Raw genomic sequence first — 25818 nt, 5'->3', positions numbered from 1 at the left:
AAACACTGATAAACCTACGTCCCTGTTTCGACCGCGGTCGACCTACGTCAGCCGACCACAACGTTTCTTTCCCCGGCGTTTCCTACCTCCCGCCATGGATCGGTCGGACCGACGGGACGACCGCCGCGGGTGCGAGACGAACTTCGCCGTGGACGGGGGACGCGACGACGCGGACGACGGGGACTCCCCGCTCCAGGAGGCGGTCGCCGGCGTCGTCACCGCGCTCACGCTGCTGGTCGCGTTCGGCCTGCTCGCGCTGGAGGTCCCCTTCTTCTGGGTCGCGTTCCCGGTCGGGTTCGGCGGCGTCCTCCCCGCAGCGGTCGCGTTCGCGAGGTACTACGAGCGCAACCGGGGCCGGACGGAGGAGGACACCGAGCCCGAGTCCGACGCGCTGGAGACGCTCAGGCGCCGCTACGCCCGCGACGAGATCGACGAGGCGGAGTTCGAGCGCCGGCTCGACGCGCTGCTCCGCACCGAGTCGGTCGAGGACGCGCGGGCGGATGCGGAACGACGGCGTGACCGGCGAGAACGCGAGCGGGACCGATAGCTCATACCCACTCGTTCTCGCCGTCCGGACCGCGCCGCCAGCGCTGCGTCTCCGTGCCACACTCGGTACAGACGACGGCCCTCGCCGCCGGTTCGTCGTCGGCGTCGACGATGTCGTGTTCGGTGCGATCGCCGCACTCGGGGCACTCGACCAGCGTCTCGCCGCCTTCGTAGACGAGCGGCGCGCCGAGTGCGAACGCGCGAACCCGTTCGTCGCCGCGGTTCCAGCCGCGCTGGAACTCGCCCGGAGCAAAGTGGATCGCCTCGTTCGGGCCGACCGAAACCTCGCGGACGTCGCCGCTCCCGGGTTCGCCCGGGGCGTCCTCCGTGCCGCCCGGCCGCGCGCTCGTCTCGAACGTCGCCTCGCCCTCGATCACCACGAACACTTCCTCCTGCGCGTCGTGGCTGTGGTACGCGAACGCGAAGGAGTCGCCCGGGGCGAGTTCGTAGTAGTTCAGCGCGAGGTCCGTACAGCCGAGCGCGTCGGTCAGCGGCTTCAACACCGCGGCGGGCTGGACCCTGTTCTCCACGTCGTCGACGGCGACCCGTTCCATACGCTCCCCGGGACCTCGGGGGTCAAATACCCTCGCTCGGCACCCGTCCGTCGCAACTGCCCGACGCCGTCTAGAGGAAGAACGTCAGGATGGCGAGGATGAGGAACACGACGATCAGGATCCGGGCGATCTCCATCGTGAGCCCCGCGACGCCGCGGAACCCCGCGAAGGCGGCGATGATCGCGAGCACGAAGAACACGAGGGCGAGCCAGAGCAGGTCGCCGCCGAACTGGAGCGGCACGACGGCGGCGGTCAGCGCCGACGGCGCGGCCGAGGTCGCGGACATATCCACGTGAACGGCGGCCAGACCCTTGGTAACTCAGAACTTACCCGCAGTGACGGGTCGGCGGAGGAGTTCCATAACCGATACCTACCGGCCCGGCCATTGACGGGTGATGACCGACGAGTCGACCGCGTTCGCGCCCGGCCACGTCACGGCGCTGTTCGCCCCCTACCCCCACGAGGACCCCGCTCGCGCGGGCTCGCGGGGGGCGGGGCTGGCACTCTCGGACGGCGTCGAGGTGACGGTCCGGAAGGCGTCCGCCGGCGGGGCCGGCGGTCAGTCTCCCTCCGGAAGCGGCGACGGGGACGACCCAGCCGACGGGCCGCGCGTCTCCCTCGACGGCGACCCCGTCGGGATGGCGGCCGTGGCGGGCGTCCTGACGGGACTCGGGGTCGACGCGGGGACCGAGGTGGACGTCGAATCCGACCTCCCCGTCGGCGCGGGTTTCGGCGTCTCCGGGGCGGCCGCGCTGGCGACCGCGCTCGCGGCCAACGACGCGTTCGGGCTCGACCGAACCGAGAACGAACTCGTCCGCGTCGCGCACGTCGCCGAGGTGGAAGCCGGAACGGGACTGGGTGACGTGGTCGCGCAGTTCCGGGGCGGCCTCCCCCTTCGACTCGAACCGGGCGCGCCGGGCCAAGGCGAGTTCGACGGGCTGCCCGCCCGGCCGCGGGTCGAGTACGTCACGTTCGGCGAACTCTCGACGGCCGAGGTGCTCGACGGCGACCTCGACCCGGTGCGGACGGCGGGCGAGGACGCGCTGACGCGGCTCCTCCGCGACCCGTCGCTCGACGAACTGCTCGCCTCGGCCCGCACGTTCGCGGAGGACGCCGGCCTGCTCGTCCCGGAGGTCGCCGAGGCCGTCGCGGCCGCGGAGGCCGAGGGATCCGCGGCGTCGATGGCGATGCTCGGCCGGACGGCGTTCGCGCTCGGCTCGGGACTCTCGGACGCGGGCTACGACGCGACCGCCTGTACGGTGCATCCGACCGGGGCGACGCTGCGGCCGACGGAGAGGGAGTGATGACGGGACGGTCGGTCGAAACGGAGTGAGTTTTCACGCGCCGGGCCCGAGAGACGGGTATGACCGACGAGGAGACGGGTAGCGAGGCGACGAGCGGCGGGGACGAGAGCGCCCCGCCGGAGGTCGACCACGAGTCGGAGCTCCCCGAGGACCACCCCAGGTACCAGTCGCTGCTCACGCGGCACCGCATCGAGGAGGGCGTAGAGCGGGGAATCACCTCCACGCAGGGGCTCATCGCCGAGGGCCGCGGCGAGGCGTTCGACTACCTCCTCGGCGAGGAGACCCTCCCGAGCGCCGACGCCGCGGCCCGCGCGGCGGCCGCCCACCTGCTCCTCGCGGAGCACCCGGTGCTCTCGGTGAACGGCAACGTCGCGGCGCTCGTGCCCGGCGAGATCGTCGCGCTCGCGGACGCGACCGGCGCCGACATCGAGGTGAACCTGTTCAACCGGAGCGAGGAGCGGATGGCGGCCATCGCCGAACACCTCCGCGAGCACGGCGCTGACGAGGTGAAGGGGCTGGCGGCGAACGCGCGCATCCCCGGCATCGCCCACGAGCGGGCGAAGGTCGACGCCGACGGCATCGGCGCGGCCGACGTGGTGCTCGTCCCGCTGGAGGACGGCGACCGCGCGGAGGCGCTCGGCGAACTGGGCAAGACGGAGATCGTCATCGACCTCAACCCGCTGTCGCGCTCACCGCGGATGGCCGCCGTGCCGATCATCGACAACATCATCCGCGCGGTGCCCAACGTCACCCGGCACGCTCGTTCCCTCTCGGACGCGTCGCGGGAGGAACTGGTCCGCGTGCTCCAGGAGTTCGACCGCGAGGCCGCGCTTCGTGAGGCCGAGCGGGCGATCCGTGAGGGCGATCTGGAGTAGGGCGTTTACTGGATGATCTCGTGTGGGGAGTGCGACTGCCTCGAAAGCCCCCGCGGCTCTCGACTCCCGCGCCTCGCTGCGCTCCTCACGCTCCCTGCGGTCGCGTTGCGGTGCTTGCGTCGTCGGGGTTCGCCGAGAACCGCGGCCCCTTTCAGTCCCACCCAACCGCCCCGCACAGCACCGCGCCTCGCCCTCCCCAGCCTCCTGCGCTCCTCGCCTTCGGCTGCGGTGCTCGTCCCTCGCACGAGCGGCCGCGCGGAGCGCGGCCGCCGCGCGCCGTCCGGTTACTTGGTCGTACGTCGAGCGAGGACTGGCTGGAACCCAAATAAAACCGACACGAATTTAGTGGAATCCCGGGTCCAACCCAATCCCCATGTCCTCCGTCAGAGCGACGGTACTCGGCGCCCTTCGGCGACCCGGCACGGACGAGTACCTCGTCCAGACCCTCGAGATGCCGCCCGAACTGACAGACGCGCGCCGGTTCGTCGGCGGCGGCATCGAGTTCGGCGAGACGAGCGACGACGCGCTCGAACGCGAGTTCCGGGAGGAACTCGGCGTCGACGTGGCGGCCGGCCCCGTCGTCGGGACCGTCGAGAACGTCTACCGGTGGAACGACCGGGCGGGCCACGACCTCGTGGTCGTCCGCGAGGCCCGATTCGCCGACGACTCGCTGTACGGGACCGACTCGTTCCACGGAATCGACGACGGCGGCTCCTTCGAGTACGACACCGAGTGGCGGACCGTCGAGAGCCTGCTGGACGCGCCCGAACCGTTCTTCCCGCGTGGCGTCGCCGACCTGTTCGCCCCCGACGGCGTCGACCACCTCGTCTCCGAGGGCGACTAATCGAACCCCGAGACCAAGGTTACGAGCCACTGCGCCGGGTCGCCGCGCCGCCGGACCTCCACGCGCTCGACCCACTTCACCCACTGGAACCCGCGCCGGTCGGGGGCGACGAGTCGTGCCGGCGCGCCGTGGCCGTGGGACAGCCGGTCCCCGCCGACTCGCGTCGCCAGCAGGACGTCCCGCGCCTCCTCGACCGGCAGCGACCAGCGGTAGCCCGTCACCGAGACGAAGCGGACGTATCGCGCCCCCTCGGCCGCGCCGGCCGACTCGAGCAGGTCGCCGACGCGGACGCCGCCCCACTCCTGGATCGTGTACCAGCCGCTGGTGCAGTCGAGCGTGGCTTCGAGCGTCGCCCTCGACTCCCGGCCGGCGTCGCCGTCAGCCCCGTCTCCACCCCCCTCGTCCGCCGTGGCGTCGGCCGCCCCGTCCACCTCGCCGTAGTCGAGTTCGAGCGGCTCGTCGACCAGCCCGGCGACCGAGAGCGTCCACGAGTCCCGATCCACCGGGTCGGGGTCGTCCGCGACCCACGACGTGACCGGGAACTCGCCGCCTTCGGTCTCGGCCCCCGAGAGATCCGCGGTCGGCTTCGAGCCGGTGAACCGGCGCGACGCCCCGCCGAGCAGGCGGTCCGTCGCCTCGCTGGCCTGCCAGGCGAGCGCACCCCCGACCAGCAGGGCGCCGGTCCGGAGCGCGGCCCGGCGATCAACGTCGACGTCCCGCGGCGAGTGGTACTTCGAGCCGAGGTGGATCAGAATCAGGGGCACGAGTGCCAGCCCGAGCCCGACGTGGAGGTTCAGCGTCGTCCAGCCGAGGAACGGCACGTTGCCGCCGACCACCCAGAAGACGCCCGTCGCCAGCGCGGCGACCGCGACCAGCGCCTGGAGCACCGAGAGGGGAGTCGCGCCGTCCCACGCCGCCGGCGTGGTGACCCGCCGGCGGACGCGCCACAGTTTGAATGCGAGCAGGCCGACGAGCGCCAGCCCGCCCGCCGAGTGGAGCCAGAACACCCACTCGCCGCCGGGCGAGCCGACGGTGAACGAGACGAGCCCCGACCCGATCTGGAACGCGACCGTCGCGGCGAGCGCCCAGTCCACGACCCGCGGCGGCGGCTCCACGCGCCGGAACGTGGCCGCGAGGCGGGAACGAGCGCCCCCGAACATGGCCGGGGAGAGGGGCCGGAGGGGGTTAGGTCCCGCGGTGGCGACCGTGCTGGGTCGGCCTGTCTCGGCGGGGAGCAGGTCGGTTCGGCGTTCCGCAGGCGTTCGACCCCGGCTCCGGCGAACGCTCGGTCGGGCCGGGTTCGGAGCGAAGACGGTTTCTCCCGTAGTCCCGAACCGGCGCACGAATGGATACGCGGAGCTGGCTCCGACGGCATCAGATCGCCGTGTACGCGGTCGCGGTCACGCTGGCGGTCGGAGTCGGAGCGGCACGTCCGGGTTCGGCTCCGGTCGTCGAACGGCTGATCGACCCCGTCCTCGCGGTTCTGCTCTACGTGACCTTCCTCGAGATCCCGTTCGTCCGGCTCCGCCGTGCGTTCACGAACGGGCGGTTCATGGCGGCTGCGCTCGGGATGAACTTCCTCGTCGTCCCCGTCGTCGTCTGGGTGCTCACCCGGGTTCTGCCCCCGGAGCCGGCCATCCTGGTGGGCGTGTTCATGGTTCTCCTGACGCCGTGTATCGACTACGTCATCACCTTCGCCGAACTCGCGGGAGGGAATTCCGAACAGCTCACCGCGGCGACGCCGGCCCTGATGCTCGTCCAGCTGCTGTTGCTTCCGGCGTACCTCTGGCTCTTCATGGGGGCCGAGGTCGCCGAAGTCATCGAGGCCGGCCCGTTCATCGAGGCGTTTCTGGTCATCATCGCGTCGCCGCTGGCGCTCGCGTGGCTCACCGAGGCGTGGGCGGAACGCTCCCGGACGGGCGAGTCCTGGCAGGAGACGATGGGGTGGCTTCCCGTCCCGATGATGGGCGTGACGCTGTTCGTCGTCATCGCCTCCCAGCTCCCGCGCGTAGGGGAGTCGATCGGCCGGATCACGGCCGTCGTCCCGGTGTACGTCGCCTTTCTCGTCGTCATGCCGTTGCTCGGACGGCTGGCGGCCGGCCTGTTCCGGATGGACGTCGGTGAGGGCCGGGCGCTCGTGTTCACGTCCGTCACCCGGAACTCGCTGGTCGTCCTCCCGCTGGCGCTGGCACTCCCGGCGGGCTACGGGCTGGCACCGGCAGTCGTCGTCACGCAGACGCTCGTCGAACTGGGCGGGATGGTCGTCCTCACGCGGGTCGTCCCCTCGTGGCTCCTCCCGGAGCCGCCTTCGCCGGTTTCAGTTCCCGAGCGGCTACGTGGCGATTGAGCGCTCGCTCCAGCCGGCAGCGGGCGTTTCGGCCCCGGCTCAGGGCGGAGCCCGTGGAGCCTCACCCCCACTCCGACTTACCGCCCCCGTCGATTCGGCAGCCGACGGCGGACCCTATATCGTCGCCTCGATGCGGTCCAGCCCCTCCTCCAGCCGTGCCAGCGAGTTCGCGAACGAGAGCCGAAGCTGTCCCCGTCCTGCCTCGCCGAAGCCGTCACCGGGGGCGAGCACCACCCCGCCCTCGTCCAGCAGGCGCTCGGCCAGCGGGAGGCTGGCCTCGTCCGTCTCGGGGTCTAGGAACGCGTAGAAGGCGCCCTCGGGCCGCGGCGCGGTCACGCCGTCCATGTCGGCGAGGCGGTCGTCGACGTAGTCCCGGCGCTCGCGGAACGCCTCGTGCATCGCCTCGAACGGCTCCTGCGGGCCGGTGAGCGCGGCGATCGCCGCGTGCTGGGCCATGCTCGGCGCGCAAGCGGTGGTCGACTCCCGGACCTTCGTCGCCTCGTCGACGACGTCGGACGTGCCCGCGAGCCAGCCGACCCGCCAGCCGGTCATCGCGTACGCCTTCGAGCAGGAGCCGACCGTGAGCACGTGCTCGGGGTTGCCCGTCATCGACGCCGTGCTCTCGGGGTCGCGGTCGTAGGTGAGCGCCCCGTACACCTCGTCGGAGACGACGTAGGCGTCGTGCTCGGCGGCGGTCTCGACGATGGCCCGGACCGCATCCGGATCGGCGACGCGCCCGGTCGGGTTCGAGGGCGAGCAGAGCATCACCGCCGCGGTGTCCGGTCCCATCCGGTCGATCACGCGCTCGGCGTCCAGGTCGTAGTCGGGCGCGGGCATCGGAACCTCGACCGGGTTCGCGTCGGCGAGTCGCGCCTGCGTCCAGTAGTTCGACCAGCCGGGGGAGGGGATCAGCAGGTCCTCGCCGGGCCCGACCGTCGCCAGCACGGCGAGGTGGAGCGCCTCCATCCCGCCGGTCGTGACGACCACCTCGCCGGCCGTCCGGCGGACCCCGAACTCGGCCGCCAGGGTGTCGGCGATGGCCTCGCGGAGCGCCGGCAGGCCGGCGTTCGAGGTGTAGTGGGTCGCGCCCCCGCGGGCCGCGTCGAACGCCGCTTCGGTGACGTGTTCGGGCGTGTCGAAGTCTGGTTCGCCGACCTCCAGGCGCACCGGGTCCCGCCCCGCGCGCTCGGCCTCGTCTGCGAGGTCGAACATGAGGCGGATGCGGGAGCGGTCACAGGCGCGGACGCGAGCGGTGGGGCTGGGCATGGATACGGCTACGGGCGAAACGTGTTAAGGATACCCGCGCCGGCGAACCGGACGCGGCGACTCGGGACCGCCGGGCGTCGGCGCCGTCCTCAGTCGGCCGTCGCGTCCTCGGCCAGTTCCTCGAACGACAGTCCGGGCTTGCTGTCGCGGGCGTGCGGCGCGGAGAAGTCGACGTCGGGGCCAGTCGGGACGATGCGTTTCGGGTTCAGGCTCTCGTGGGACTTGTAGTAGTGCCGCGTGATGTGATCGAGGTTCACCGTCCCCTCGATGCCGGGAGTCTGGAACACGTCCTTCGTGTACCCCCAGAGGTTCGGGTACTCGTGGATCGCCCGGCGGTTACACCGGAAGTGGGTGTGGTAGACGTGATCGAACCGGACCAGCGTGGCGAACGTCGCCACGTCGGCCTCGGTGAGCCTGTCGCCGACAAGGTAGCGCCGGTCGGAGAGCCGCCGTTCGTACTCGTCCAGCGCGTCGAACAGGTCGTCGACGGCGTCGTCGTAGGCCGCCTGGGTCCCGGCGAAGCCGGCGCGGTAGACGCCGTTGTTGATCCGGGGGTAGACGTCGGCGATGCGCTCGTCGATCTCCTCGCGGTACGCCTCGGGGTAGAGGTCGACGCCGTTGCCGAACTCGTCGAACGCGGTGTCGAGGGTCCGCATGATCTCCTCGCTCTCGTTGTTGACGATGGTCTCCCGCTCTTTGTCCCACAGCACCGGCACGGTCACGCGGCCGGTGTACTCGTCGTCGGCACGGGTGTAGATCTCGCGGAGGTACTCGGAGCCGTACAGCGGATCGGGCTGTTCCTCGGAGAACTCCCAGCCCTCGTCGGCACGCTCGGGCTTGCTGAGCGAGAGCGAGATGACGTCCTCCAGTCCGTTCAGGGCGCGCGTCATCGCGACCCGGTGAGCCCACGGGCACGCCCGGTTGATGTAGACGTGGTAGCGGCCGGGCTCGGCCGGGAACTCGGGGTTCTCGACCGGCTCCGCGCCGGCCTCGGGCACCGCGCCGTCGATCCAGTTCCGGAAGCTGGTCTCGTCCCGCTCGAACTCGCCGCCGTCGCCGGTGTCCCGCCTGACGTCGGTGCGCCACTCGCCGTCGACGAGCATGTTGGTGGCGTCGCTCATTTGGTCGTGCCCGACGTTCGGCTCCCGGCGATAAAAACCCGCGCCGCTCTGGCGCGTTCGGGGGCAAGTGCGGTGGGAGCGCGTGCGATGGCGAGCGGGTTACCGGTGCGAGTGCGTACGAGGAGGAGCCGATCACCGGTGTGGGCAAACGCGGGGTTCCGAGCGCCCGCTACCGCAGCCGCTTGTACACCTTCGCGGCCGCCTTCATGTCCAGGGTCGCGCGGTTCAGCGCCTGATACTTCCGTAGCTCCGGCGAGAACTTCGCCTTGTACCGGCAGAGGTCGGGGTTGTTCGCGCCGAGGAGGTCGTAGGCCGTACAGCCGCGCTCCTTCGCGGCCCGGAAGATGTGCCAGTACATGAGATCGTACACCGGCACCGAACGCGAGAGGTCGCCGTAGGACTGCCAGCCGTAGACGGTTCCGTCGTACTCCAGGGACACCTCACCCCCGCAGAACTCGCCGTCGTGTCGACAGACGTGGGCCCGGACCATCCCGTCCGGGAGCGCGTCGTGGAGGTCGGTGACGAACGACGGCGTGACGTTGTAGTCGGCACCCTTCTCCGCGTGCCGGCGGGCGGCCCCCTCGATGATCCGTTCGACGTCGCCGAGGTCCGCCTCGGCGATCTCGAACCCGTCGGCACGCTCGCGGACGGACTTGCGCACGCCCGAGTTGAGCGCCATGCGAAGGTCCTCGACGTTCTCGGTGAGATCGAGCACGTAGGTGTACCGCGGCGTCGCGTCGTAGCCCGCCCAGACGAACGGTCGCTCGTCGTCGTAGTCGGGGCTCGTCCGGACGTTCACGAACCGCGGGCCGAACTCGCGGTCCACGCGGTCGAGCACCGCCTCGACGAACCGGCGGTTGCGCCGCTCGCGTTTGCCCCGCTTCAGCTTCCCGGCGTTCAGCGGCGCGGGGCCGAGATACGGGACCTTCAGGTCAGGCGGCGGCGAGAACGCGGCGGTGAACGGCCCCTTCCGCGCCTCGAGGACGGGAAACAGCCCGATCGGCTCCTCGCCCTTGTAGCCGACGTACGGGTGGACCGTGGCGTCGCCGTGGCGGGCACACGTCTCGAGGAACTCGTACCGGTGGAACGGCGAGCCGCCCCGACTCCCGGCGAGTAGTTCGTTCCACTCCGTCCCGTCCCCGACCTCCTCGACGCGGACGCTCATCAGCCCGTCACCTCCCGGCCCCCGGCCGCCGGGGGCCGATACTCGCTCTCGATGCTCCAGTCGACTCCCTGAGTGCTGCGCGACTCATCAACGAACTAACCGGAGACGGACGGATTTGTTATGGACGGATTATCGACGGTTTCGGACGAGTTACTTACCAGTTCCGGCCGGGTGGCGACGGATCGGTACCCGGCTGGCGTGGTCGAGGACGGCCGGACGACGGCTCCCCGCTTCCGGCCACGCGGGAGGCGGAAGGGTCGCCTCCACGGAGAACGATGTTTCGACTGTCGGAGCCACGAAATTTATGGCGGATGCCGAGAAACCCGACCGCTCGTATGCGAGAGTGTACCAACTGCGGGTCCTCCGTGTCCGATCGGTACGTTCGGGTGTTCGCGCCCGACGAGACGGACGGACCGCGCGTGTGTCCCCACTGTGAGGACCTGGTCCGGGACGGCGGCGACGTGCGCGAGGCGCGCGCGACGCGCTGAGACGCCTGACCGCGACCACGCCCCGGGGGGACCGTCGACGAATCGAGGGGGGAACGCGGCCGATTATCGCACGGTGCCGGCGCTCACGCGGGCGAACCCGCCCGCGAGCGTCGCGGTCGTCACGTCGCTACAGCGGGTTCCGAGTTCCCGGTGAGCCGCCGCCACGCGCTCGTCCAGCCGCGCGGTCGGGCTCCCGTCGAACGGGTTCGCGCCGCCGGGCGGCGAGCCGAGGCGGACGAACAGTCGGAAGCCGGGGTTGAGCAGCCGCCAGCCGGGCCGCGTCGTCCGCGCGAGGTCGAGCAGCGCCAGCCGACCGCCCGGGCCGACGAGGTCGGCCCACGTCCGGACCGCGGCCGCCGGCTCCGCGAGCATCCCCGAGACGAACGCGGAACAGCAGGCGTCGACCGAGGCCGAACGGATCGGCGGCCGCGTCGCGTCGGCGCGGACGAACGCCGCGCCCGCCGCCCGCTCGCGGTCGCTGGCGACGTCGAGGACGCCCGGCGAGAAGTCGACGCCGACGTACCGGCCGGCGGGGCCGATCAGGTCGCGGAAGTGGGGATGGTTCGCGCCCGTCCCGCAGCCGAGTTCGACGACCGTGTCGCCGGGAGCGGGCGCGAGCGCGTCGGCGAGCGCCTCGCGGAGGCGGCCGACGCCCGGGCCGTGGCGGGCCAGCGCGTCGTAGAGCGTCGAGAACGTCGTGTAGAACTCGGGGGCGTCCATTCAGGCCCCCTCGATAGCCGGATTGGCCATCACACCAATTCGCGCACCACGTCGACGACGCTGGCGGCGTCCGGGCCGAGCACGTAGACGACCGGCTCGATGCCGAAGCCGCCGGCCTGGTACACCACGACCGTCCCGGCCACCTCGCGGTCCGACAGCGCCGCGCGGACGGGGTCGGTCGGCGCGTCGGGGTCGAACGCGACGCAGTCGTGGCCCGCGGCCTCCAGCGTCGCCACGATGTCGGCGTCGTGGGTGATGTTCACGGCGGCGCGCACGTCGGCCCCGGCGGCCCGCGCCGAGAGCAGGACGCCGGCGACGTGCTCGCTGACGCCGAACTCCGGGTCGCCGGGGACGGTCGCGCGGCCCTTCACGTCGAAGATGCGGCCCGGAACGGCCGCGACGTCCTCGATGCCGGTCGCGTCCGGGAGACACTCGACGAGGTTCGAGCCGACGTGCGGGATGAGCCCCGCGAACCCGGAGGTGTTGGTGAGCGTCCGCAGGCCGCGCCGGAGCGAGGCGAGCGTCCGCTCGCGCTCGCGGAGCGCGCTGTCGGGGTCGTGGACCACGAAGTCGTACTCGGCGTCCGCGAGTTCCGGCATCGCCTCCTCGTGGAGTTCCGCGAGCACGTCGCCGTCCTCCAGTTCGCGCACGAGCACCTCGAACTCGACCAGCGCCGCGACAGGGCTCATGTCCCCCGAGGCGAGGCCGTCCGCGACCCGCTCGACGAGCGCCACGACGCGCTCGTCGCGGAGGATCTCCTCCCGTCTGCCGACCTCGCCGTGGGCGTACTTCGAGACTGCCGACTGGCTAATTCCGAGCACGTCGGCGACCTCCCGCTGGGTGAGCCCACGGTCGCGGAGTTCCCCGGCGAGCATCGACCGCACCGTCGGGAGGAACTCCTCGACGACGATCTCCTCGATGAACCGCACGCTACTCCACCGCCGTTCCGTCGACGTCCTCGGGGCCGTTCTCCACGAACTCCGGGTCGTCGCCGATGCGCGAGGCCTGCGGGCCGGACTGGCCCTGATACTTCGATCCGCGCTCGCTGCCGTACGGGCGGTCCGCGGGCGATTTCAGCTCCGTGAAGGTGAGCTGTGAGACGCGCATGCCCGGCGAGAGCGCGACGGGCGCGTTGCCGAGGTTCGACAGTTCGAGGGTGATCTGGCCCCGGTAGCCGGGGTCACAGAGGCCGGCGGTCGCGTGGACGACGATGGCGAGGCGGCCCAGCGAGGAGCGCCCCTCGACGTGAGCCACGAGGTCGTCTGGGATCTCGACGCGCTCCTTCGTCGTGCCGAGCACGAAGTCGCCGGGGTGGAGGATGAAGTCCTCGCCCTCGGGGACGTGCGTCTGGGTCACGTACTCGTCGACCTCGCGCTCGTCGTTCGGGTGGATACAGGGGATGTTCGTCCGCCGGAACTCGAGGAACTCCGGGCCGAGTCGGAGGTCGATGCTCGCGGGCTGTACCTGCATGTCCACGTCCGCGAGCGGGTCGACCACGAGGTCCCCGTCGCGGAGGCGCGCGAGGATGTCGGTGTCGGCCAGTATCATGTCACGATGACCGTTACGCGGCGACGTAAACCCTACCGCTCCGTCCCGGGCCGGCCGATCAGACCAGCTCGAAGCCGAGCCCGACGAGTGTCGTCGCGGCGACGATGATGAGCGCCTCGTCGAACGAGACGTCGCGGGCGGACGCGAGCCCGTACGTCCGCACGTACCCGCCCCAGACGGCCACCACGAGCGCGGCACCGATGGAGATCGTTCCCAGCCCGGCGAGTGCGGCCTCCAGCGCGGCGACGGCCCCTTCTGGCGAGCCCGGAACCGGCGTCGTGCGAAGCTGGTAGAGGATCACCGCGCCGACGCCGAGCAGCCGTGCGATGCTGGGCACCATCCCCCAACCGGCGACCGAGAGCGTGCCGGCGAACGACCCCTCGCCGCCGGCCATCGCGGTCAGCGCGTGGAGCACGCCGGCCTGGAACAGCCAGAAGACGGGAACGACGAACAGGGTCGCCCAGGGGAGCCACGAGAGCTCCTCGGCGACGAGCGTGCCCAGGTCCCGGTCGACCGTCTCGGGGACGGACGAGCCACAGCCGGACGGCGTCGAGACGTCCATGTTCTCGTAGTTCTCGCAGGCCCACTCGGGCCGGTGCTCGGGATTGTCCATCTCGACGGTCGCGTCGACGGAGGCCGCGAACTCGCCGAGGAACAGGCCGACGCCGCCGGCCGTAAGGGCCGCGACGACCGCGACGGCGATGGCGGCGTCCGCCACTGGCGGGGAGCCGTCGTGTGATTCGAAGTACGACCCTGGACGGAGGAGGGGCGTTCGGGGACCGCTCATTTGCGGTGTGCGTTTCGTGGCTCCGGTATGGGTTTTGTGACTCGTTCACGGTCCGGATCGTATCCGTGGTTCTGGGCTCGGTCGTCGGTTTGGTCACCGTGACGCACGCTTTCCAGGCGGTCGTGGTGCCGAATGAGCCGACGGAAGAGCCGACACCCACGGGGGCTTTCGAGGCGTGGGCCACACCGACCGACCGAGCCACGAGATCGTTCGAGCCAGCCCCCCTCATCGAAAACGTCGTCCAACCACGAAACGAGCCGAAATCAACCCATACGGATAACAGCACCTATACCCCGCCCGGAACCACCCACGAACCATGAAACAGGCCATCGTCGCCCGGACCGACATCGGGATGGGGACGGGCAAGCTCGCCGCACAGGTGGCACACGCCGCCCTCTCGGCGTACGAGGACGCCGACCGGAGAACCCGCAAGGAGTGGAAGGGCGAGGGGCAAAAGAAGGTCGTCCTCAAGGGCCAGAGCGAGTCGCAGCTGTTCGAACTCGCCGACGTCGCCGAGCGCGAGGGGCTGCCGTACGCCGTCGTCCGCGACGCCGGGCACACCCAGCTCGACCCGGGCACCGTCACCGCGCTCGCGGTCGGTCCGGGCCGGGACGACGTCGTCGACAAGGTGACCGGCGACCTGCCGCTGTACTGATGCGCGAGGCCCACCCCCGCGAACGGGTCGTCGGCGTCGACTTCTACGTCAGCGACGCCGACGGCATCGGCGGCCACCTCCGCGAGGAGCCCGAGGACTTCGTCGTCCGCGAGCGCGAGCGGATGGTGCCAGAGCCCGTCGACTCGGACCCCGGCTCGTACCCGCACGTCCTCCTCCGGGCGACGCTGCGCGGCTGGGACACGAACGACTTCGCCGGGCGGCTCTCCGACGACCTGGGAATCAGCCGCGAGCGCGTCTCCTGGGCCGGAACGAAGGACAAGCACGCCGTGACGACACAGCTGTTCACGGTCCGGGACGTCGACCCCGAGCGGATTCCCGAGGTCCGGAACGCCGACGTCGAGGTGCTCGGCCGGGTGGGTCGAGCCCTCACCTTCGGCGACCTCGCGGGCAACGAGTTCGAGATCCGCGTCCGCGACGCGGCGGGCGACCCCGCCCCCATCACCGCCGACCTCCGAGCGTTCGCCGGGGACGACGGCGAGGGGCTCGATGAATCCGCGGACGCGCCCGCCGAGGTCGCCGTCCCGAACTACTTCGGCCACCAGCGGTTCGGCAGCAGGCGGCCCGTCACCCACGAGGTCGGCCTGCACGTCCTCCGGGGCGACTGGCGCGGCGCGGTGCTCGCGTACGTCGGCAACCCCTACGAGACGGAACCCGAGGGCTCGCAAGCCGCCAGGAACGTCGTCGAGCGCGAGGCCGACGCGGCCGACACGGACTGGAGCGCCGCGCTCGACGCGATGCCCGGTCGACTGCGCTACGAGCGGTCGATGCTCCACCGGCTCGCGGAGGGGGCCGACTGGCGCGAGACGCTGGAGGCCGTCCCCTCGAACCTCCAGCGGCTGTTCGTCAACGCCGCGCAGTCGTACGCGTTCAACAGGATCCTCAGCGAGCGCCTCCGGCGCGGCCTGCCGTTCCACCGCCCCGTCGAGGGCGACGTCTGTTGCTTCGCCGAGCGCGACGTGAAATTCCCCAAGCCGGACACGGACAGGGTTCAGCGCGCCACCGAGGGTCGGGTCGACGTCCTCGCGCGCCACTGCGAGCGCGGTCGGGCGTTCGTCACCGCGCCGCTCGTCGGCACCGACACCGAGTTCGCGGACGGCGAACCTGGCGAGATCGAACGCGAGGTGTTCGCGGAACTGGACGTCGGGCGGGCGGACTTCGCGCTCCCGGGCGAGTTCGAGTCGACCGGAACGCGGCGGGCCATCGCACTGACGACCGACCTCGCGGTCGCGGAGCGCGAGGGCGACCCGGTGTTCTCGTTCGCGCTGCCGTCGGGGTCGTACGCGACGACGCTGCTGCGGGAGTATCTGAAGGGGAGCCCGGAGCGGCACTGAGGACCGCGGAACCGGGGCCACTCGAACAGAACCGACGCTCGCGTCTCAGTCGTCGGAGCCGGCGTTGACGGCCATCACGGGGACGGAGGCCCCTCTGACGACCCGCTCGGTGATGCTCCCGACGACCCGGCGGCCGATGCCGTCCCGGCCGTGGGTGCCCATCACGATCAGGTCCGCGTCGTGTTCGTCGGCGTACCGGAGGATCTCGTCGTCGGGCGACCCGTCGAGGACGGCCGTCACCAGGTCCACGTCGGCGTCGGCCGCGAGCCGTTCGACGCTCTCGATCGCCTCCTCGCCGGCGTTGTCGCCGAGCTCCCGGATCGCGTCGCGCACGTCCGCCTTCGAGACGGTCAGCCAGCCCGTGTCCGTGTCGACGACGTAGATGGCGTGAAGCGTCGCGCCGTACTGCGCTGCGACGTCGAGGGCGTGTCGGGCCGCCGTCTCCGAGAGCTCGCTCCCGTCGGTCGGGACGAGGACGCGCTCGTACACGTCAGTCACCTCCCAGCCGGGCGTGGCTGGCGAGCCGTCCCCCGACCGCGGCGGCGCGCCGGCGTCGGCGGGTCATCCGAGCACCCCGAACCCGAAGTGGGCGAACGGCCACAGGTAGTAGACGAGCACCCCGACGATCAGCGCCGGGATCGTCGTGTAGATCGTGGCGACGATGGCGGCCTTCATGTCGATCGCCATCAGCGGGAACAGCGCGTCGCCGTCCTGGCTGATCGCGTTGGCCGTCAGCGCGGAGAACGGGATGCCGCCCTCCGCGTATATCTGGGCGAAGACGATCTGTGGCGCACAGCCCGGGATCAGGCCGAGCAGCGCGCCCGCGATGGGGGCGAGCACCCCGGCGGCCGCGGTGAGCGCGCCGACGTCCAGCGAGAAGATCACGATGCCGTACTCGTAGATGAGGTAGGCGGCGATGACCCACACCGTGACCATGCTCGTCTCCATGGCCGCGTGCTGGAACGTCTCGTACGCGCTGGAGAAGTTGTCCCGGATGCGGCCCGCCTCCCCCTCGCCGATGTATCGCCGGCCGACGAAGTGGAGGTAGAACGACGCGGTCGTCCCCACGAGCCCCGCGACGGTGAACAGGCCGAAGAACGTCGGGTCGAACGCGAGGGGGACCTCCGGGGCGCCCCGCGCCAGGTACATGACGCCCGCGACGAGTCCTGCGGCGGCGACGACCCACCAGAGGACGTGGACCGCGTGGCTGACCGTCGTCAGCGTCCCCGACGGCTGCTCGGGGTCGTGCCCGTGGCCGTCGTGTTCCATCTCGTAGCCGTCGACGCTGGGGCCGCCGCTGGCGACGTTCGCCGTGGCGAACCCGCCGTCGGTCACCGGCCGGCTGAGCCGGTCGACCGCGCGGTCGACCCGGCCGATGCCGAGCCCCCAGCCGTCGATCGCGTAGCCGAACAGGATGGCCGAAACGAACGCCATCCCGTAGGCGTAGGCCGCCGCCTCGGGGGCGAGCGCGAGGATGACGAACGCCGAGTCGCCCGCCGTCGCCGCGAGGGCGGCGACGACCGTCCCGAAGCTCACGGTGCCGCGGATGTACAGCGGCATCGCGATGATCGCGCCGCCACAGCCGGGCGTCAGCCCGAGCAGCGCGCCGGCGATGGGCTGCATCCGCTCGTTGTTCTCGAGGTACGTGACGATCCGTCCCCCGGTCCGGTACTGGATGTAGCTGAAGAGGAGCACCGTGACCGCGACGAACGCGCTCACCTGCACGAACCCGTCCCTGACCGAGAAGACGAGGATGTCGAACGCCTGCTGGGCGGTGATGTCGAGCAACTCCCCCACCCCCGCGCCCACGGACTGGAGGAGCGTCATCGCCGTCGATCCCGGCCCGGACGTCGCCGGCCGGTGGAAGGCGACCCAAACTCTATATTTAGACTCATCAAATATTACTCGAGCCTCCGTTCTCTTATACTCTTTGGTCGGTCTAACTGGGTAGCTGGTGATCACCCGTCGCTCGCCGGGCGACCACATGTGCCGTTCTTACCGCGCTGGGCACTCCGCCATTGGGGCACGTGGCGGGGGACCCATCCATCTGGAGTACAGAGCGCCCGGGACCTTGTCGATCACGGATCCCACCGTCTCGGGGGTAATCTTGTTGCCTGCCTTCCTGTCAGTATAGTCGGGAAAGAAACCGGCTGGTAACTGAACTGAGATCGGGGGGGAGCAAACGACTCCGCGGTTAGAAGTCGCCGTTGACGATGTCCGCGACGCGCTGCCTGTCGAACAGCTGTTTCTCCCTGGCGACCTCGGGGAACCGCTCGGGTTCGAACTCGCCGAACTCCGCCGGGTACAGCTGCTGGGCGACCATCTCCGTCTGGAGAAGGTTCACGAGCGGGCCCTGCGAGCCGAACGCGCCGGGATAGACGTTGCCCTCCCGGACGGCGGTCAACTGGCTCCCGACCGGGTCCGCTTCGAGCGGTTCGACGTACCGCTCACGGAACGTCTCCGGGGAGAAGCTGTCCGCGTCGCCGGTCGTCCCGACCCCCCAGTGGAACACGAGTATCTCCGGATCGATCTTCAGGAGATACTCGTAGTCGATGGTCACCGCTTCGATGTGCTCGGCGGAAAACGCGCTGCCGACGTCAAGATCACGGTACGGCTTCATCTCGACGCCCTCGACCTGGGTTCGCATCGGATAGAACGTTCCATCGCTCGGGTTCGACGCGCTGTTGACCAGGGCGATCTCCGGGCGGTCGTCGGCGGGCGGGAGCCGGGACCGAACCGCCTCCTGGACGGACGCGTGGACCTCCTCGAGCGCCTCGTATCGGTCGCGTTCCCTGAACAGATCCGCGAGCCGTTTGAGGGCCTCGTACAGGGAGTAATGCCGGTAGTCGTGCCACTCTCGCCGGCGGAGAATGTTGTTCCCGAAGAACGGAGCGACGGTATCGCTGATCTCCTCGGTGTCCGACTCCCCCCAGGCGTCGTCCCAGCCGGTCTTGTGCATGTAGTTCGGATCCATCAGGATCACGTCCGGATCCAGTTCGTAGAACACCTCCTTGTCCCAGTTCGTCGCCGACAGCGACTCGGTTTCCGAGAGTGGCGGCACGTCCAGCCCGAACGGCTCGAACAGGAACCCGGGGATCATGTTCGTGGCGGTGAGGAAGCCGTCCCGCCGACCGAGCGCGAACGCCATGTCCGCCCACTCGCCGTTGTTCACGATGTAGGTTTCCGGCTCCTCCTCGAACCGATGACAGCCGACGGGTTCGATACACGCTTCGTAGGACGTGTCCGTCTCGGTCGGCTCGGCCGTCCCGGTGGAGTGCCGGTCGGTGTCGGTCGGCGTCGAGACTTCCTCCGACTCCCCGGTACAGCCCGAAAGCAGCCCGCCGCCGACGACCGCGCCGCCGTACTTCACGTAGTCGCGTCGCGTGGGCCTCCCGTGTTTCGTGTCGTCGCCTGACATAAATTTTAGGCTAGCCTAAATACTATTAGTAGTTCCGATCTCGCGGATGCGATTCTCACTCGGCGTCGATATTCTTCCGAGTTTCGGGCATTGTTTGGTTATCACGCTTACCTCTGTCTCATCTGTCACTTTTACGCGAAAAAGAGTCCGAAAGAGGAACGCAAATCGGTTCTCTTCTGTGCTCCCTTTCGAAGCTGTATGACTCTCTTTCCACGAATTTCATATAGCAAAATAAGATTCATGGCCGCCGAACGGACGCGCTTATCCGGAACCGCCACCTCCCGTCGAGCATGAACTGTCGGCGGTGCAGCGCGGCCCTCGACCGGCCCGGGGACTACTGTCTGCGCTGTTCGACCGCCAACTGCGACGCCGTCGTCGTCGTCTTCGGCCCGGAGCGGGCGACGCTCACGATGCTCGACGGCGAGGCGGCCGATGCCGACGGCACGTTCGCCGAGGACTCGACCGAGTCCGACCCCGAGCGGGCGATCCTCGGCGAGACTGCGGTGACGACGATCGCCGACGACGGCGAGCGCACCGCACAGACGCAACTCCGGAACTACGCGGGCCGCGTCGCCGACGAGATCAGGCGAAAGCGCCCCGAAACCGTGTACGCCGCGGGTGAGCGCGACCCGCTCCGGGAGACCCGCGCGCAACTCCACTACGAGTTCTACCGCGTCCCGGACGAGGACCCCGTCGAGACCGTGCTGGCCCGGCACGGCGAACCGTCCCTGGAGGTCGTCGAGGCCGCGCCCGCGGAGAAACTCGGCGGGGCCCACTCGACGCTCATCGGCGGACGCAAGGGCTGGCAGGCGATCCGGTCCGTCGCCGCCCACCCGCACGTCAAGAAGCTCATCCCCGGTCCCATCGACGCCGGCGGGTCCGGGTCGCGGACGGGCCTGCGCGCCAAAGTGACCCGTGCCGACGAGCACGGCAACGTCAGGCTGCTGTTGCGTGACGGGTCGAGCGTGCAGGAGAACCGCGTGGTGACGACCGCCGGGGACCGCGAGACGGGCGAACTCGTCCGGGACGACCTCAACGAGGCGCTCGCGGACGACGAGTTCGCCTGAGGCGGGCGTCGAACCGATCCGGGACGATCCCGGCGACGCCGCCTGCCCGCCGCCGCGGGTGATTTCGCGGGGTTTTTACCCGCGACCGCCGAATCCACGGCTACTATGGCTGAATCCAAGGCACGGAAGGTCGGCAGCGCCGGGCGGTTCGGCGCCCGATACGGGCGTGTCGCTCGCAAGCGCGTCGCCGAGATCGAGGCGGAGATGGAGTCCGCGACGGTCGATGGCGACTCGGTCAAGCGGGTCGGCACCGGCGTCTGGGTCAACGAGGAGACCGGCGAGACGTTCACCGGCGGCGCGTACCGCCCGCAGACCCCCGGCGGCCGGGGCGTCCGGCGGTCCATCCGCGCGGCACTCGAGGGCGAGGGCGCGGCCGACGTCGAGGTCGACGCCGAGGCGGACGAGGAGTAATCCGCACGTCCAAGTACCTCCACCCCCACCACACACCAATGAGCTACAAGTGCTCCCGCTGCAAGCGCGACGTCGAACTCGACGAGTACGGCGGCGTCCGCTGCCCCTACTGCGGGCACCGCGTGCTCCTCAAGGAGCGCGCCCCGGTCGTGAAGGAAGTCGACGTCGAGTAGCCGTCAGCCGATGCCCGAGGACGGCCCCGCACACGACGCAGTTTTCTCCGTTTCCTACGCCGACGAGCGACGCGCACGCGACGTGCACGACGCGGTCGCCGTCGAGGTCGGCGAGGTGGACGACGACCGCTCGCGGGCGACCGTCTCGCGCGACGGCCGGACCGTCTCGGTCGAGATCGGCGCACGGGACCTCGTCGCGCTCCGCGCCGGGACGAACACGTGGGCACGGCTGCTGACCGTGGCCGAGGACGTCTGCGGGCTCGCAAGCGAGGGCGCTTCCGCCGCGGAGTAACCGGGAGTCTGCGGTCGTTCGCCCGCCGATCGGCGCGCCCGTGCGGAATCGTCTCACACCGCAATTTTTGCGACGGGGGTGCCGAGGAGAGGTATGGGAGACACCGCGGAGTCGATCCGACAGAAGCACGAGGAGACGGCGGCCGAGGTCGTGCCCGAGGAGCTCGGGCTGTTCATCGGGGGCGAGTTCGTCGACGCCGCGAGCGGCGAGACGTTCGAGACGCGCGACCCGACCACGGGCGACGTGCTCGCGGACGTCCCCGCGGGCGGACCGGAGGACGTCGACCGCGCGGTCCGGGCGGCGAGCGAGGCGTACGAGGGCGAGTGGGGCGAGCAGGGCGCGAGCGACCGCCAGCGACTGCTCCACGAGATCGCCGACCGCATCGAGGCCGAGCGCAAGGCGTTCGCCATGCTGGAGTCGCTCGACAACGGGAAGCCGACGGGCGAGTCGTTCGGCGACGTCGCGGTCGCGGCCGACCACTTCCGCTTCTTCGCGGCGGCGACGCGGCTCGACGAGGGCATCACGCTGCCGGCCGACGACGGCCCGCGGCACGTCTCGACGGTCCAGGAGCCGTTCGGCGTCGTCGGCCAGATCACCCCCTGGAACTTCCCGCTGCTGATGGCGGCCTGGAAGCTCGCGCCGGCGCTCGCGGCGGGCAACGCGGTCGTGCTCAAGCCCGCCGAGGAGACGCCGCTGTCGGCGCTGAAGCTCGCCGGGATCCTGGGCGACGTCCTTCCCGACGGCGCGGTGAACGTCGTCACGGGCTTCGGGGAGGAGGCGGGCGCGCCGCTCACCGAACACCCGGACGTCGGCAAGGTGGCGTTCACCGGCTCCACCCCGGTCGGCAAGCAGGTGATGAAGGCCGCGGCCGAGCGAATCGCCGACGTGACGCTCGAACTCGGCGGGAAGAGCCCGCTCGTCGTCCACCCCGACGTCGACGTCGAGAAGGGGGTCCGCGCGGCGGTGCTCGCCATCTTCTACAACACCGGCGAGTGCTGTACTGCGGGTTCGCGGCTGTTCGTCCACGAGGACGTCGCCGACGAGTTCCTCGACGCGCTCGTCGAGGCGGCGGAGGGGCTGACGATGGGCGACCCGCTGGAGCGTGACACCCGCCTCGGTCCGAAGGTCTCGCCCGAGCAGGTCGACCGCACGATGTCGTTCGTCGAGGACGCGCGCGAGGAGGGCGCGACGTTCCTCACGGGCGGGGAACCGGTCGAGGACCCCGACCTCGCGGGCGGGAGCTTCGTCGCCCCGACCATCGTCGAGGGGCTCGATCACGACAGCGACACGGTCCAGCAGGAGATCTTCGGCCCCGTGCTGGAGGTGTTCCGCTGGGACGACTACGACGAGATGATGACGCTCGCGAACGACGTCGACTACGGCCTCGCGGCCGGCGTGCTCGCCACCGACATCGAGACGGCCTACCGGACGGCCAAGGACATCGAGGCCGGCACCGTCTGGGTGAACCAGTACCAGGACTTCCCGGCCGGGATGCCGTTCGGCGGCTACAAGCAGTCCGGCATCGGCCGGGAAACGGCGTTCGAGACGGTGAACCACTACACGCGGACGAAGAGCATCGACGTCTCGCTTCGGTGAGTTTCGGTTCGCTGTTGGTCGCGTTTTTCGGTAGCGTTCGGTTTCGATCCGGTGGTTAGGCGGCCGACGCTGACCTCGAATGCCCCCGCTACGTTCGGTTCGAGGGCTGGTTCGGTTGTGGTGACGCATGCCTCGAAAGCCCCCGCCGTTCTCGGCTCGGTGCGGCCGCTGCGCTCCTCGCGCCCGCTGCGGTGCTCGTCCCTCGCACGAGCGTCCTCGCTTCTCTCGGCCGCCGCGCGCCACGTGGACTGGTTGGGCGTGTGCGGTGGCGCGCGTAGCGGCGAGCCCGGAGGGCGAGCAGACGCGCGCGAGGGATGAGCGAGGAGCGCAGCGACGAGGGAATCGGCTGGGGAGGCTGTGGCTGCGGTGCTGTGCGGGTGCGGTGGGTAGGACTGAAAGGGGCCGGCTGGGTACGCGAACCCCGGACCCGCAAGCATCGCAGGAACGAGCGAAGCGAGTGACGAGGAGCGCAGCGCGGTCCGCGGGAGTCACGCGAGCGCAGCGAGGGTGACAACGGAAGTCGCAGCCGACGAGCGCAGCGAGGAGGACCGTCTTCCGGTAGCGTACCCAGCCGGGGGCTTTCGAGGCGGCCGTCACGACACCCGAGACAGGACCGAATGCGACACACCAGACTTGTAGCCAGCCGGCGGCGTTCGAAGACTGTTCTCTACCCTACCCGGCAAAGCAAACCCATCCTGAGGCGTTCCCGACCGGATGCCTGCCCGATTCCACACACGTCCGAACCCCTTCGTCCCACAATAACCGGGTTTTTCAGGCCGAAGCCCGACTACCCGTTCATGCAGGGCAACATGCCGCCGGAGGCGCAGGAGAAGATCGAGGAGCTGCAGGACCTGCAGGAGCAGGCCCAGCAGCTCGCGGAGCAGAAACAGTCCACCGAGAGCTCGCTCTCGGAGTCCAAGACCGCCCTCGAAGCGCTCGAGGAGATCGACGAGGACACCCCGATGTACCGCGAGGTCGGCGAACTCCTCGTCGAGACCGACTACGACGAGGCGTACGAGGACCTCGAGGAGAAGGTCGACACCCTGGAGATGCGCGCCGAGCGCTTCGACAAGCAGGAGGAGCGCGTCCAGGAGCAGTTCGAGGACCTCCAGTCCGAGCTCCAGCAGATGCTGCAGGGCGGTGCCGGCGGCGGCCCGGCCGGCATGGGTCCCGGCGGCGCGGGCGGCGCGTAAGGGGCGATGGCAGGCGAACCGAGCGACGAGGCGGTCGTCGAGACGGCCTCCGAGGCGGCCGAGGGGGTCGTCCTCTCGCGCTACCGCCAGGCCGACCTGACGGACTTCGACGTGGCGGTCACCTTCGAGGACGGCGTCCTCGAGGTCGACGTGTACGTCAACCCGCCGGAAGACGCCGAGGCGGACGCCGACGAGGTCGCCGACGAGGCGGCGCGCGCGGCGCGCGACGCCGTCGACGACCTGTTCGGCGAGTAGGGCGACCCTGACCGGTCCGGCGGCGGCGACCGGCGGATGAACGGTCCTAGCAATTTTTGCCGGCTGTTCACGTACTGTTAGCACATGGCATCCGCACCGAAACGCGGAACCACCGTGCTCGAGCGTTACCGGGACCGCCTCGACGGGACCGAGCGCTGTGAGGCCTGCGGGACCGCCGAGGCGGCCGGCGAGTGGACGACGCGCTACCGCGAGGGTCGGCTCGTCTATCGCCGGGTCTGCTCGCGCTGTGGCGCCACCGAACGGCGCGAGTTCCGGCTCGGGTGACCCCCGTCGACTCGATTGATCCGGGTCCCGAGAGTCCTCCTAGCCGGGCCGTCGCGCGACCCACAGTACGCCGACCAGTGACGCGACGAGCACGGGGCCGAACAGCGACGCCTACTGCGGCGAGGACGAACCCCCGGTGGAACGACCACCGCTGGTCGCGCTGGGGTCCTGCACGCTGCACGTGCGTACCGACTCTGCGACGGCGGTTAACTGTGAGCCTGGCCCCGGGCGGTCGACCGGAGATGAATGGAGAGGAACACCTTTGCATAGTTATATTTACCCGGGTAAAAAAGTGAGGCCGAAATGTCCACCCAGCGGGCCGGCCGGCTCACCCCGACCGTCGGATATCTCGTCCACCTGCTGGGGGCGGTCATGGTCCTCCTCTCGGGCATCCACGTCCTCGTGGACCGCGAGGTCCTCGCCGTGGAACTGGTGGAGGCTTCGATCCTGCTCGTGTTCGCGGCCGCCGTCTTCTTCGTCGGCCACAGGGCCGTCGCGGAGCGGCTCCCGGCGGCGGACGTGTATCGGATCCTCATCGTCAGTCTGGGGCTCGGCGCGATCGTCGGCCTGCTCGGGACCCTCTTTCTGTTGCTCAGGGGGATCACGGCCGAACCCACGGGGGAAGCCTGGTTCATCCTCTTCATCAGCTGGTGTCTGGGGACGAGCAGCGGTGCGCTCGTCGGCTACTACTTCACGGCGGTCGAGCGCGAACGGGCCGAACTGGAGCTGCAGACGAAACGGCTCACCATCCTCCAGCGGGTGCTCCGGCACAACATCAGGAACGAGGTCACCGTCGTTCGCGGGCTGCTGGATGACCTGACCGACTCGACCGACTCGGCCGACCGACGGCGGCGACTCGACACCGTCGACGCACACGTCAACCGGGTGCATCGGCTCTCGGAGAACGTCCAGTTGCTCTCCGAGCTCTGGAAGCACGGTGAGACCGAGGTCGTCGACCTCGGGGCGGTCACGCGGGAGGAGGTGGAGGCGTTCCGCCGGGCGTGTCCCGAGGTGTCGGTCGAGACCGACCTCCCGGACGGGGTGAGCGTCGAGGCCAGCCGGCATCTCCACCTCGCCATTCGGGAGACGTTCGACAACGCCGCCGTCCACAACCCGACCGACGAGCTGTCGGTCGAGGTTTCGATCGACGTCGACGAGGGGGCGGGACGGGCGACGCTGGAAGTCGTCGACGACGGCTCACACGTTCCCGAGGAGGAGCTCGCGGTCCTCACGAGCGACCGGGAACTTCCCCTCCAGCACGTGACCGGGCTGGGGCTGTGGGTCATCTACTGGGTGCTCGACGCGTCCGGGGGTCGCGCGGAGTTCGAGAACCGGGAGCCGGAAGGGGTGGCGGTCCGACTGCGGCTGCCCGTCGCGTAACCGGCAGTCGTCCGGTCGCCGTTTCCCGTCGCCTTGCGACCGTTCCATCCTGGAACACAAGCGGTACGAGCGATACTGAGCGTTTGGCCGCGTCCCCCGGGCGCGTGGCCGCCCCGGTAGGCCGGCCCGAACACCTTTCGCGGGCGGAACGGCGAAATTATTTGTACGGGCGAGCA

30 protein-coding genes are annotated in these 25818 nt (G+C 70.3%); 17 read left to right on the top strand and 13 right to left on the bottom strand.

What is annotated here, in order from left to right:
- Positions 1–94: 94 nt before the first annotated feature.
- Complete coding sequence (locus RJT50_RS14320) at positions 95–547, top strand: SHOCT domain-containing protein (protein ID WP_313692204.1); 453 nt, start codon at positions 95–97, stop codon at positions 545–547.
- 1 nt (position 548) lies between these two features.
- Here RJT50_RS14320 and RJT50_RS14315 read toward each other — a convergent pair whose 3' ends face one another.
- Together RJT50_RS14315 and RJT50_RS14310 are read right to left on the bottom strand one after the other, a co-directional pair.
- Entirely contained in the window at positions 549–1100 is a 552-nt protein-coding gene (locus RJT50_RS14315; protein WP_313692202.1) for a cupin domain-containing protein, read from the bottom strand.
- A gap of 70 nt (positions 1101–1170) precedes the next feature.
- Complete coding sequence (locus RJT50_RS14310) at positions 1171–1386, bottom strand: DUF1328 domain-containing protein (RefSeq protein WP_313692201.1); 216 nt, start codon at positions 1384–1386, stop codon at positions 1171–1173.
- Positions 1387–1495: 109 nt separating this feature from the next.
- Between RJT50_RS14310 and RJT50_RS14305 the strand changes: the two genes are divergently transcribed.
- The 3 genes from RJT50_RS14305 to RJT50_RS14295 all read left to right on the top strand — a co-directional run bounded on the left by RJT50_RS14305 (position 1496) and on the right by RJT50_RS14295 (position 4123).
- Positions 1496–2404: a pantoate kinase gene (locus RJT50_RS14305; RefSeq protein WP_313692200.1), complete on the top strand. Its 909-nt coding sequence runs from the start codon at positions 1496–1498 to the stop codon at positions 2402–2404.
- A 59-nt stretch (positions 2405–2463) separates the two neighbouring features.
- The gene (locus tag RJT50_RS14300; protein WP_313692198.1) at positions 2464–3279 is read left to right on the top strand and encodes a 4-phosphopantoate--beta-alanine ligase; all 816 of its coding nucleotides are present in this window, start codon (positions 2464–2466) and stop codon (positions 3277–3279) included.
- Positions 3280–3652: 373 nt separating this feature from the next.
- On the top strand, positions 3653–4123 hold the full coding sequence (locus RJT50_RS14295; RefSeq protein ID WP_313692196.1) for an NUDIX domain-containing protein: 471 nt from the start codon (positions 3653–3655) through the stop codon (positions 4121–4123).
- Here RJT50_RS14295 and RJT50_RS14290 read toward each other — a convergent pair.
- A complete protein-coding gene (locus tag RJT50_RS14290; RefSeq protein WP_313692195.1) occupies positions 4120–5283 on the bottom strand; it encodes a molybdopterin-dependent oxidoreductase in 1164 nt (387 codons plus the stop codon). The genes RJT50_RS14295 and RJT50_RS14290 overlap by 4 nt on opposite strands.
- A 185-nt stretch (positions 5284–5468) precedes the next feature.
- Here RJT50_RS14290 and RJT50_RS14285 point away from each other — a divergent pair, with 185 nt between their 5' ends.
- The gene (locus tag RJT50_RS14285; protein WP_313692194.1) at positions 5469–6470 is read left to right on the top strand and encodes an arsenic resistance protein; all 1002 of its coding nucleotides are present in this window, start codon (positions 5469–5471) and stop codon (positions 6468–6470) included.
- 114 nt (positions 6471–6584) lie between these two features.
- Here RJT50_RS14285 and RJT50_RS14280 read toward each other — a convergent pair whose 3' ends face one another.
- The 3 genes from RJT50_RS14280 to RJT50_RS14270 all read right to left on the bottom strand — a co-directional run bounded on the left by RJT50_RS14280 (position 6585) and on the right by RJT50_RS14270 (position 10022).
- Positions 6585–7736: a pyridoxal phosphate-dependent aminotransferase gene (locus tag RJT50_RS14280; RefSeq protein WP_313692193.1), complete on the bottom strand. Its 1152-nt coding sequence runs from the start codon at positions 7734–7736 to the stop codon at positions 6585–6587.
- A gap of 89 nt (positions 7737–7825) precedes the next feature.
- A complete protein-coding gene (locus RJT50_RS14275) occupies positions 7826–8857 on the bottom strand; it encodes a glutathione S-transferase family protein (RefSeq protein WP_313692192.1) in 1032 nt (343 codons plus the stop codon).
- 169 nt (positions 8858–9026) lie between these two features.
- Positions 9027–10022, bottom strand: a complete 996-nt coding sequence (locus RJT50_RS14270) for a GNAT family N-acetyltransferase (protein WP_313692191.1) — start codon at positions 10020–10022, stop codon at positions 9027–9029.
- A 335-nt stretch (positions 10023–10357) separates the two neighbouring features.
- Between RJT50_RS14270 and RJT50_RS14265 the strand changes: the two genes are divergently transcribed.
- On the top strand, positions 10358–10510 hold the full coding sequence (locus RJT50_RS14265; RefSeq protein WP_313692189.1) for a DUF7563 family protein: 153 nt from the start codon (positions 10358–10360) through the stop codon (positions 10508–10510).
- A gap of 63 nt (positions 10511–10573) precedes the next feature.
- Here RJT50_RS14265 and RJT50_RS14260 read toward each other — a convergent pair whose 3' ends face one another.
- Genes RJT50_RS14260 through RJT50_RS14245 form a run of 4 tightly spaced genes read right to left on the bottom strand, consistent with a single transcriptional unit; the run spans position 10574 to position 13565 of the window.
- On the bottom strand, positions 10574–11230 hold the full coding sequence (locus RJT50_RS14260; protein WP_313692187.1) for a class I SAM-dependent methyltransferase: 657 nt from the start codon (positions 11228–11230) through the stop codon (positions 10574–10576).
- Between the two features lie 29 nt (positions 11231–11259).
- Positions 11260–12159, bottom strand: coding sequence for a thiamine-phosphate synthase family protein (locus tag RJT50_RS14255; protein WP_313692185.1), 900 nt, complete (start codon positions 12157–12159; stop codon positions 11260–11262).
- Position 12160: 1 nt separating this feature from the next.
- Positions 12161–12778 carry a dCTP deaminase gene (gene dcd / locus RJT50_RS14250; RefSeq protein WP_313692184.1) on the bottom strand — a complete coding sequence of 206 codons (618 nt, stop codon included), beginning with the start codon at positions 12776–12778 and terminating at the stop codon, positions 12161–12163.
- A 58-nt stretch (positions 12779–12836) separates the two neighbouring features.
- On the bottom strand, positions 12837–13565 hold the full coding sequence (locus RJT50_RS14245) for a Yip1 family protein (protein WP_313692183.1): 729 nt from the start codon (positions 13563–13565) through the stop codon (positions 12837–12839).
- A 316-nt stretch (positions 13566–13881) separates the two neighbouring features.
- On the opposite strand from RJT50_RS14245, the gene pth2 reads away from it, so the two are divergent.
- Positions 13882–14220, top strand: a complete 339-nt coding sequence (gene pth2 / locus RJT50_RS14240; RefSeq protein WP_313692182.1) for a peptidyl-tRNA hydrolase Pth2 — start codon at positions 13882–13884, stop codon at positions 14218–14220.
- Positions 14220–15572, top strand: a complete 1353-nt coding sequence (truD, locus tag RJT50_RS14235) for a tRNA pseudouridine(13) synthase TruD (protein WP_313692181.1) — start codon at positions 14220–14222, stop codon at positions 15570–15572. Before pth2 ends, truD begins: the two co-directional genes overlap by 1 nt.
- A gap of 45 nt (positions 15573–15617) precedes the next feature.
- Here truD and RJT50_RS14230 read toward each other — a convergent pair whose 3' ends face one another.
- The 3 genes from RJT50_RS14230 to RJT50_RS14220 all read right to left on the bottom strand — a co-directional run bounded on the left by RJT50_RS14230 (position 15618) and on the right by RJT50_RS14220 (position 18990).
- Positions 15618–16061, bottom strand: a complete 444-nt coding sequence (locus RJT50_RS14230; protein WP_313692180.1) for a universal stress protein — start codon at positions 16059–16061, stop codon at positions 15618–15620.
- A gap of 72 nt (positions 16062–16133) precedes the next feature.
- On the bottom strand, positions 16134–17399 hold the full coding sequence (locus RJT50_RS14225; RefSeq protein WP_313692179.1) for a putative manganese transporter: 1266 nt from the start codon (positions 17397–17399) through the stop codon (positions 16134–16136).
- A gap of 367 nt (positions 17400–17766) precedes the next feature.
- Positions 17767–18990 carry an ABC transporter substrate-binding protein gene (locus tag RJT50_RS14220; RefSeq protein ID WP_313692178.1) on the bottom strand — a complete coding sequence of 408 codons (1224 nt, stop codon included), beginning with the start codon at positions 18988–18990 and terminating at the stop codon, positions 17767–17769.
- 290 nt (positions 18991–19280) lie between these two features.
- Here RJT50_RS14220 and RJT50_RS14215 point away from each other — a divergent pair, with 290 nt between their 5' ends.
- The 9 genes from RJT50_RS14215 to RJT50_RS14175 all read left to right on the top strand — a co-directional run bounded on the left by RJT50_RS14215 (position 19281) and on the right by RJT50_RS14175 (position 25642).
- Positions 19281–20057 carry a DUF2103 domain-containing protein gene (locus RJT50_RS14215; RefSeq protein ID WP_313692176.1) on the top strand — a complete coding sequence of 259 codons (777 nt, stop codon included), beginning with the start codon at positions 19281–19283 and terminating at the stop codon, positions 20055–20057.
- Positions 20058–20162: 105 nt separating this feature from the next.
- Complete coding sequence (locus tag RJT50_RS14210; RefSeq protein WP_313692174.1) at positions 20163–20468, top strand: eL43 family ribosomal protein; 306 nt, start codon at positions 20163–20165, stop codon at positions 20466–20468.
- A gap of 38 nt (positions 20469–20506) precedes the next feature.
- Positions 20507–20641, top strand: a complete 135-nt coding sequence (locus RJT50_RS14205) for a DNA-directed RNA polymerase subunit P (protein WP_179267030.1) — start codon at positions 20507–20509, stop codon at positions 20639–20641.
- 10 nt (positions 20642–20651) lie between these two features.
- On the top strand, positions 20652–20933 hold the full coding sequence (locus RJT50_RS14200; RefSeq protein ID WP_313692173.1) for a KEOPS complex subunit Pcc1: 282 nt from the start codon (positions 20652–20654) through the stop codon (positions 20931–20933).
- A gap of 93 nt (positions 20934–21026) precedes the next feature.
- Complete coding sequence (locus RJT50_RS14195; RefSeq protein WP_313692172.1) at positions 21027–22529, top strand: aldehyde dehydrogenase family protein; 1503 nt, start codon at positions 21027–21029, stop codon at positions 22527–22529.
- A gap of 809 nt (positions 22530–23338) precedes the next feature.
- On the top strand, positions 23339–23722 hold the full coding sequence (locus RJT50_RS14190; RefSeq protein ID WP_313696029.1) for a prefoldin subunit beta: 384 nt from the start codon (positions 23339–23341) through the stop codon (positions 23720–23722).
- A gap of 6 nt (positions 23723–23728) precedes the next feature.
- Positions 23729–23977, top strand: coding sequence for a DUF3194 domain-containing protein (locus RJT50_RS14185; RefSeq protein WP_313692170.1), 249 nt, complete (start codon positions 23729–23731; stop codon positions 23975–23977).
- An 84-nt stretch (positions 23978–24061) separates the two neighbouring features.
- Positions 24062–24262, top strand: a complete 201-nt coding sequence (locus RJT50_RS14180; RefSeq protein WP_313692169.1) for an HVO_0649 family zinc finger protein — start codon at positions 24062–24064, stop codon at positions 24260–24262.
- A 303-nt stretch (positions 24263–24565) separates the two neighbouring features.
- Positions 24566–25642 (top strand): sensor histidine kinase, encoded by a 1077-nt coding sequence (locus RJT50_RS14175; protein WP_313692167.1) that lies wholly within the window; start codon positions 24566–24568, stop codon positions 25640–25642.
- Positions 25643–25818 lie beyond the last annotated feature (176 nt).

Origin of the sequence: Halobaculum sp. XH14, from assembly GCF_032116555.1 — an archaeon.
In the GTDB taxonomy this organism is placed as follows: domain Archaea; phylum Halobacteriota; class Halobacteria; order Halobacteriales; family Haloferacaceae; genus Halorarum; species Halorarum halobium.
This window is presented reverse-complemented; position numbering and strand designations above follow the sequence as displayed.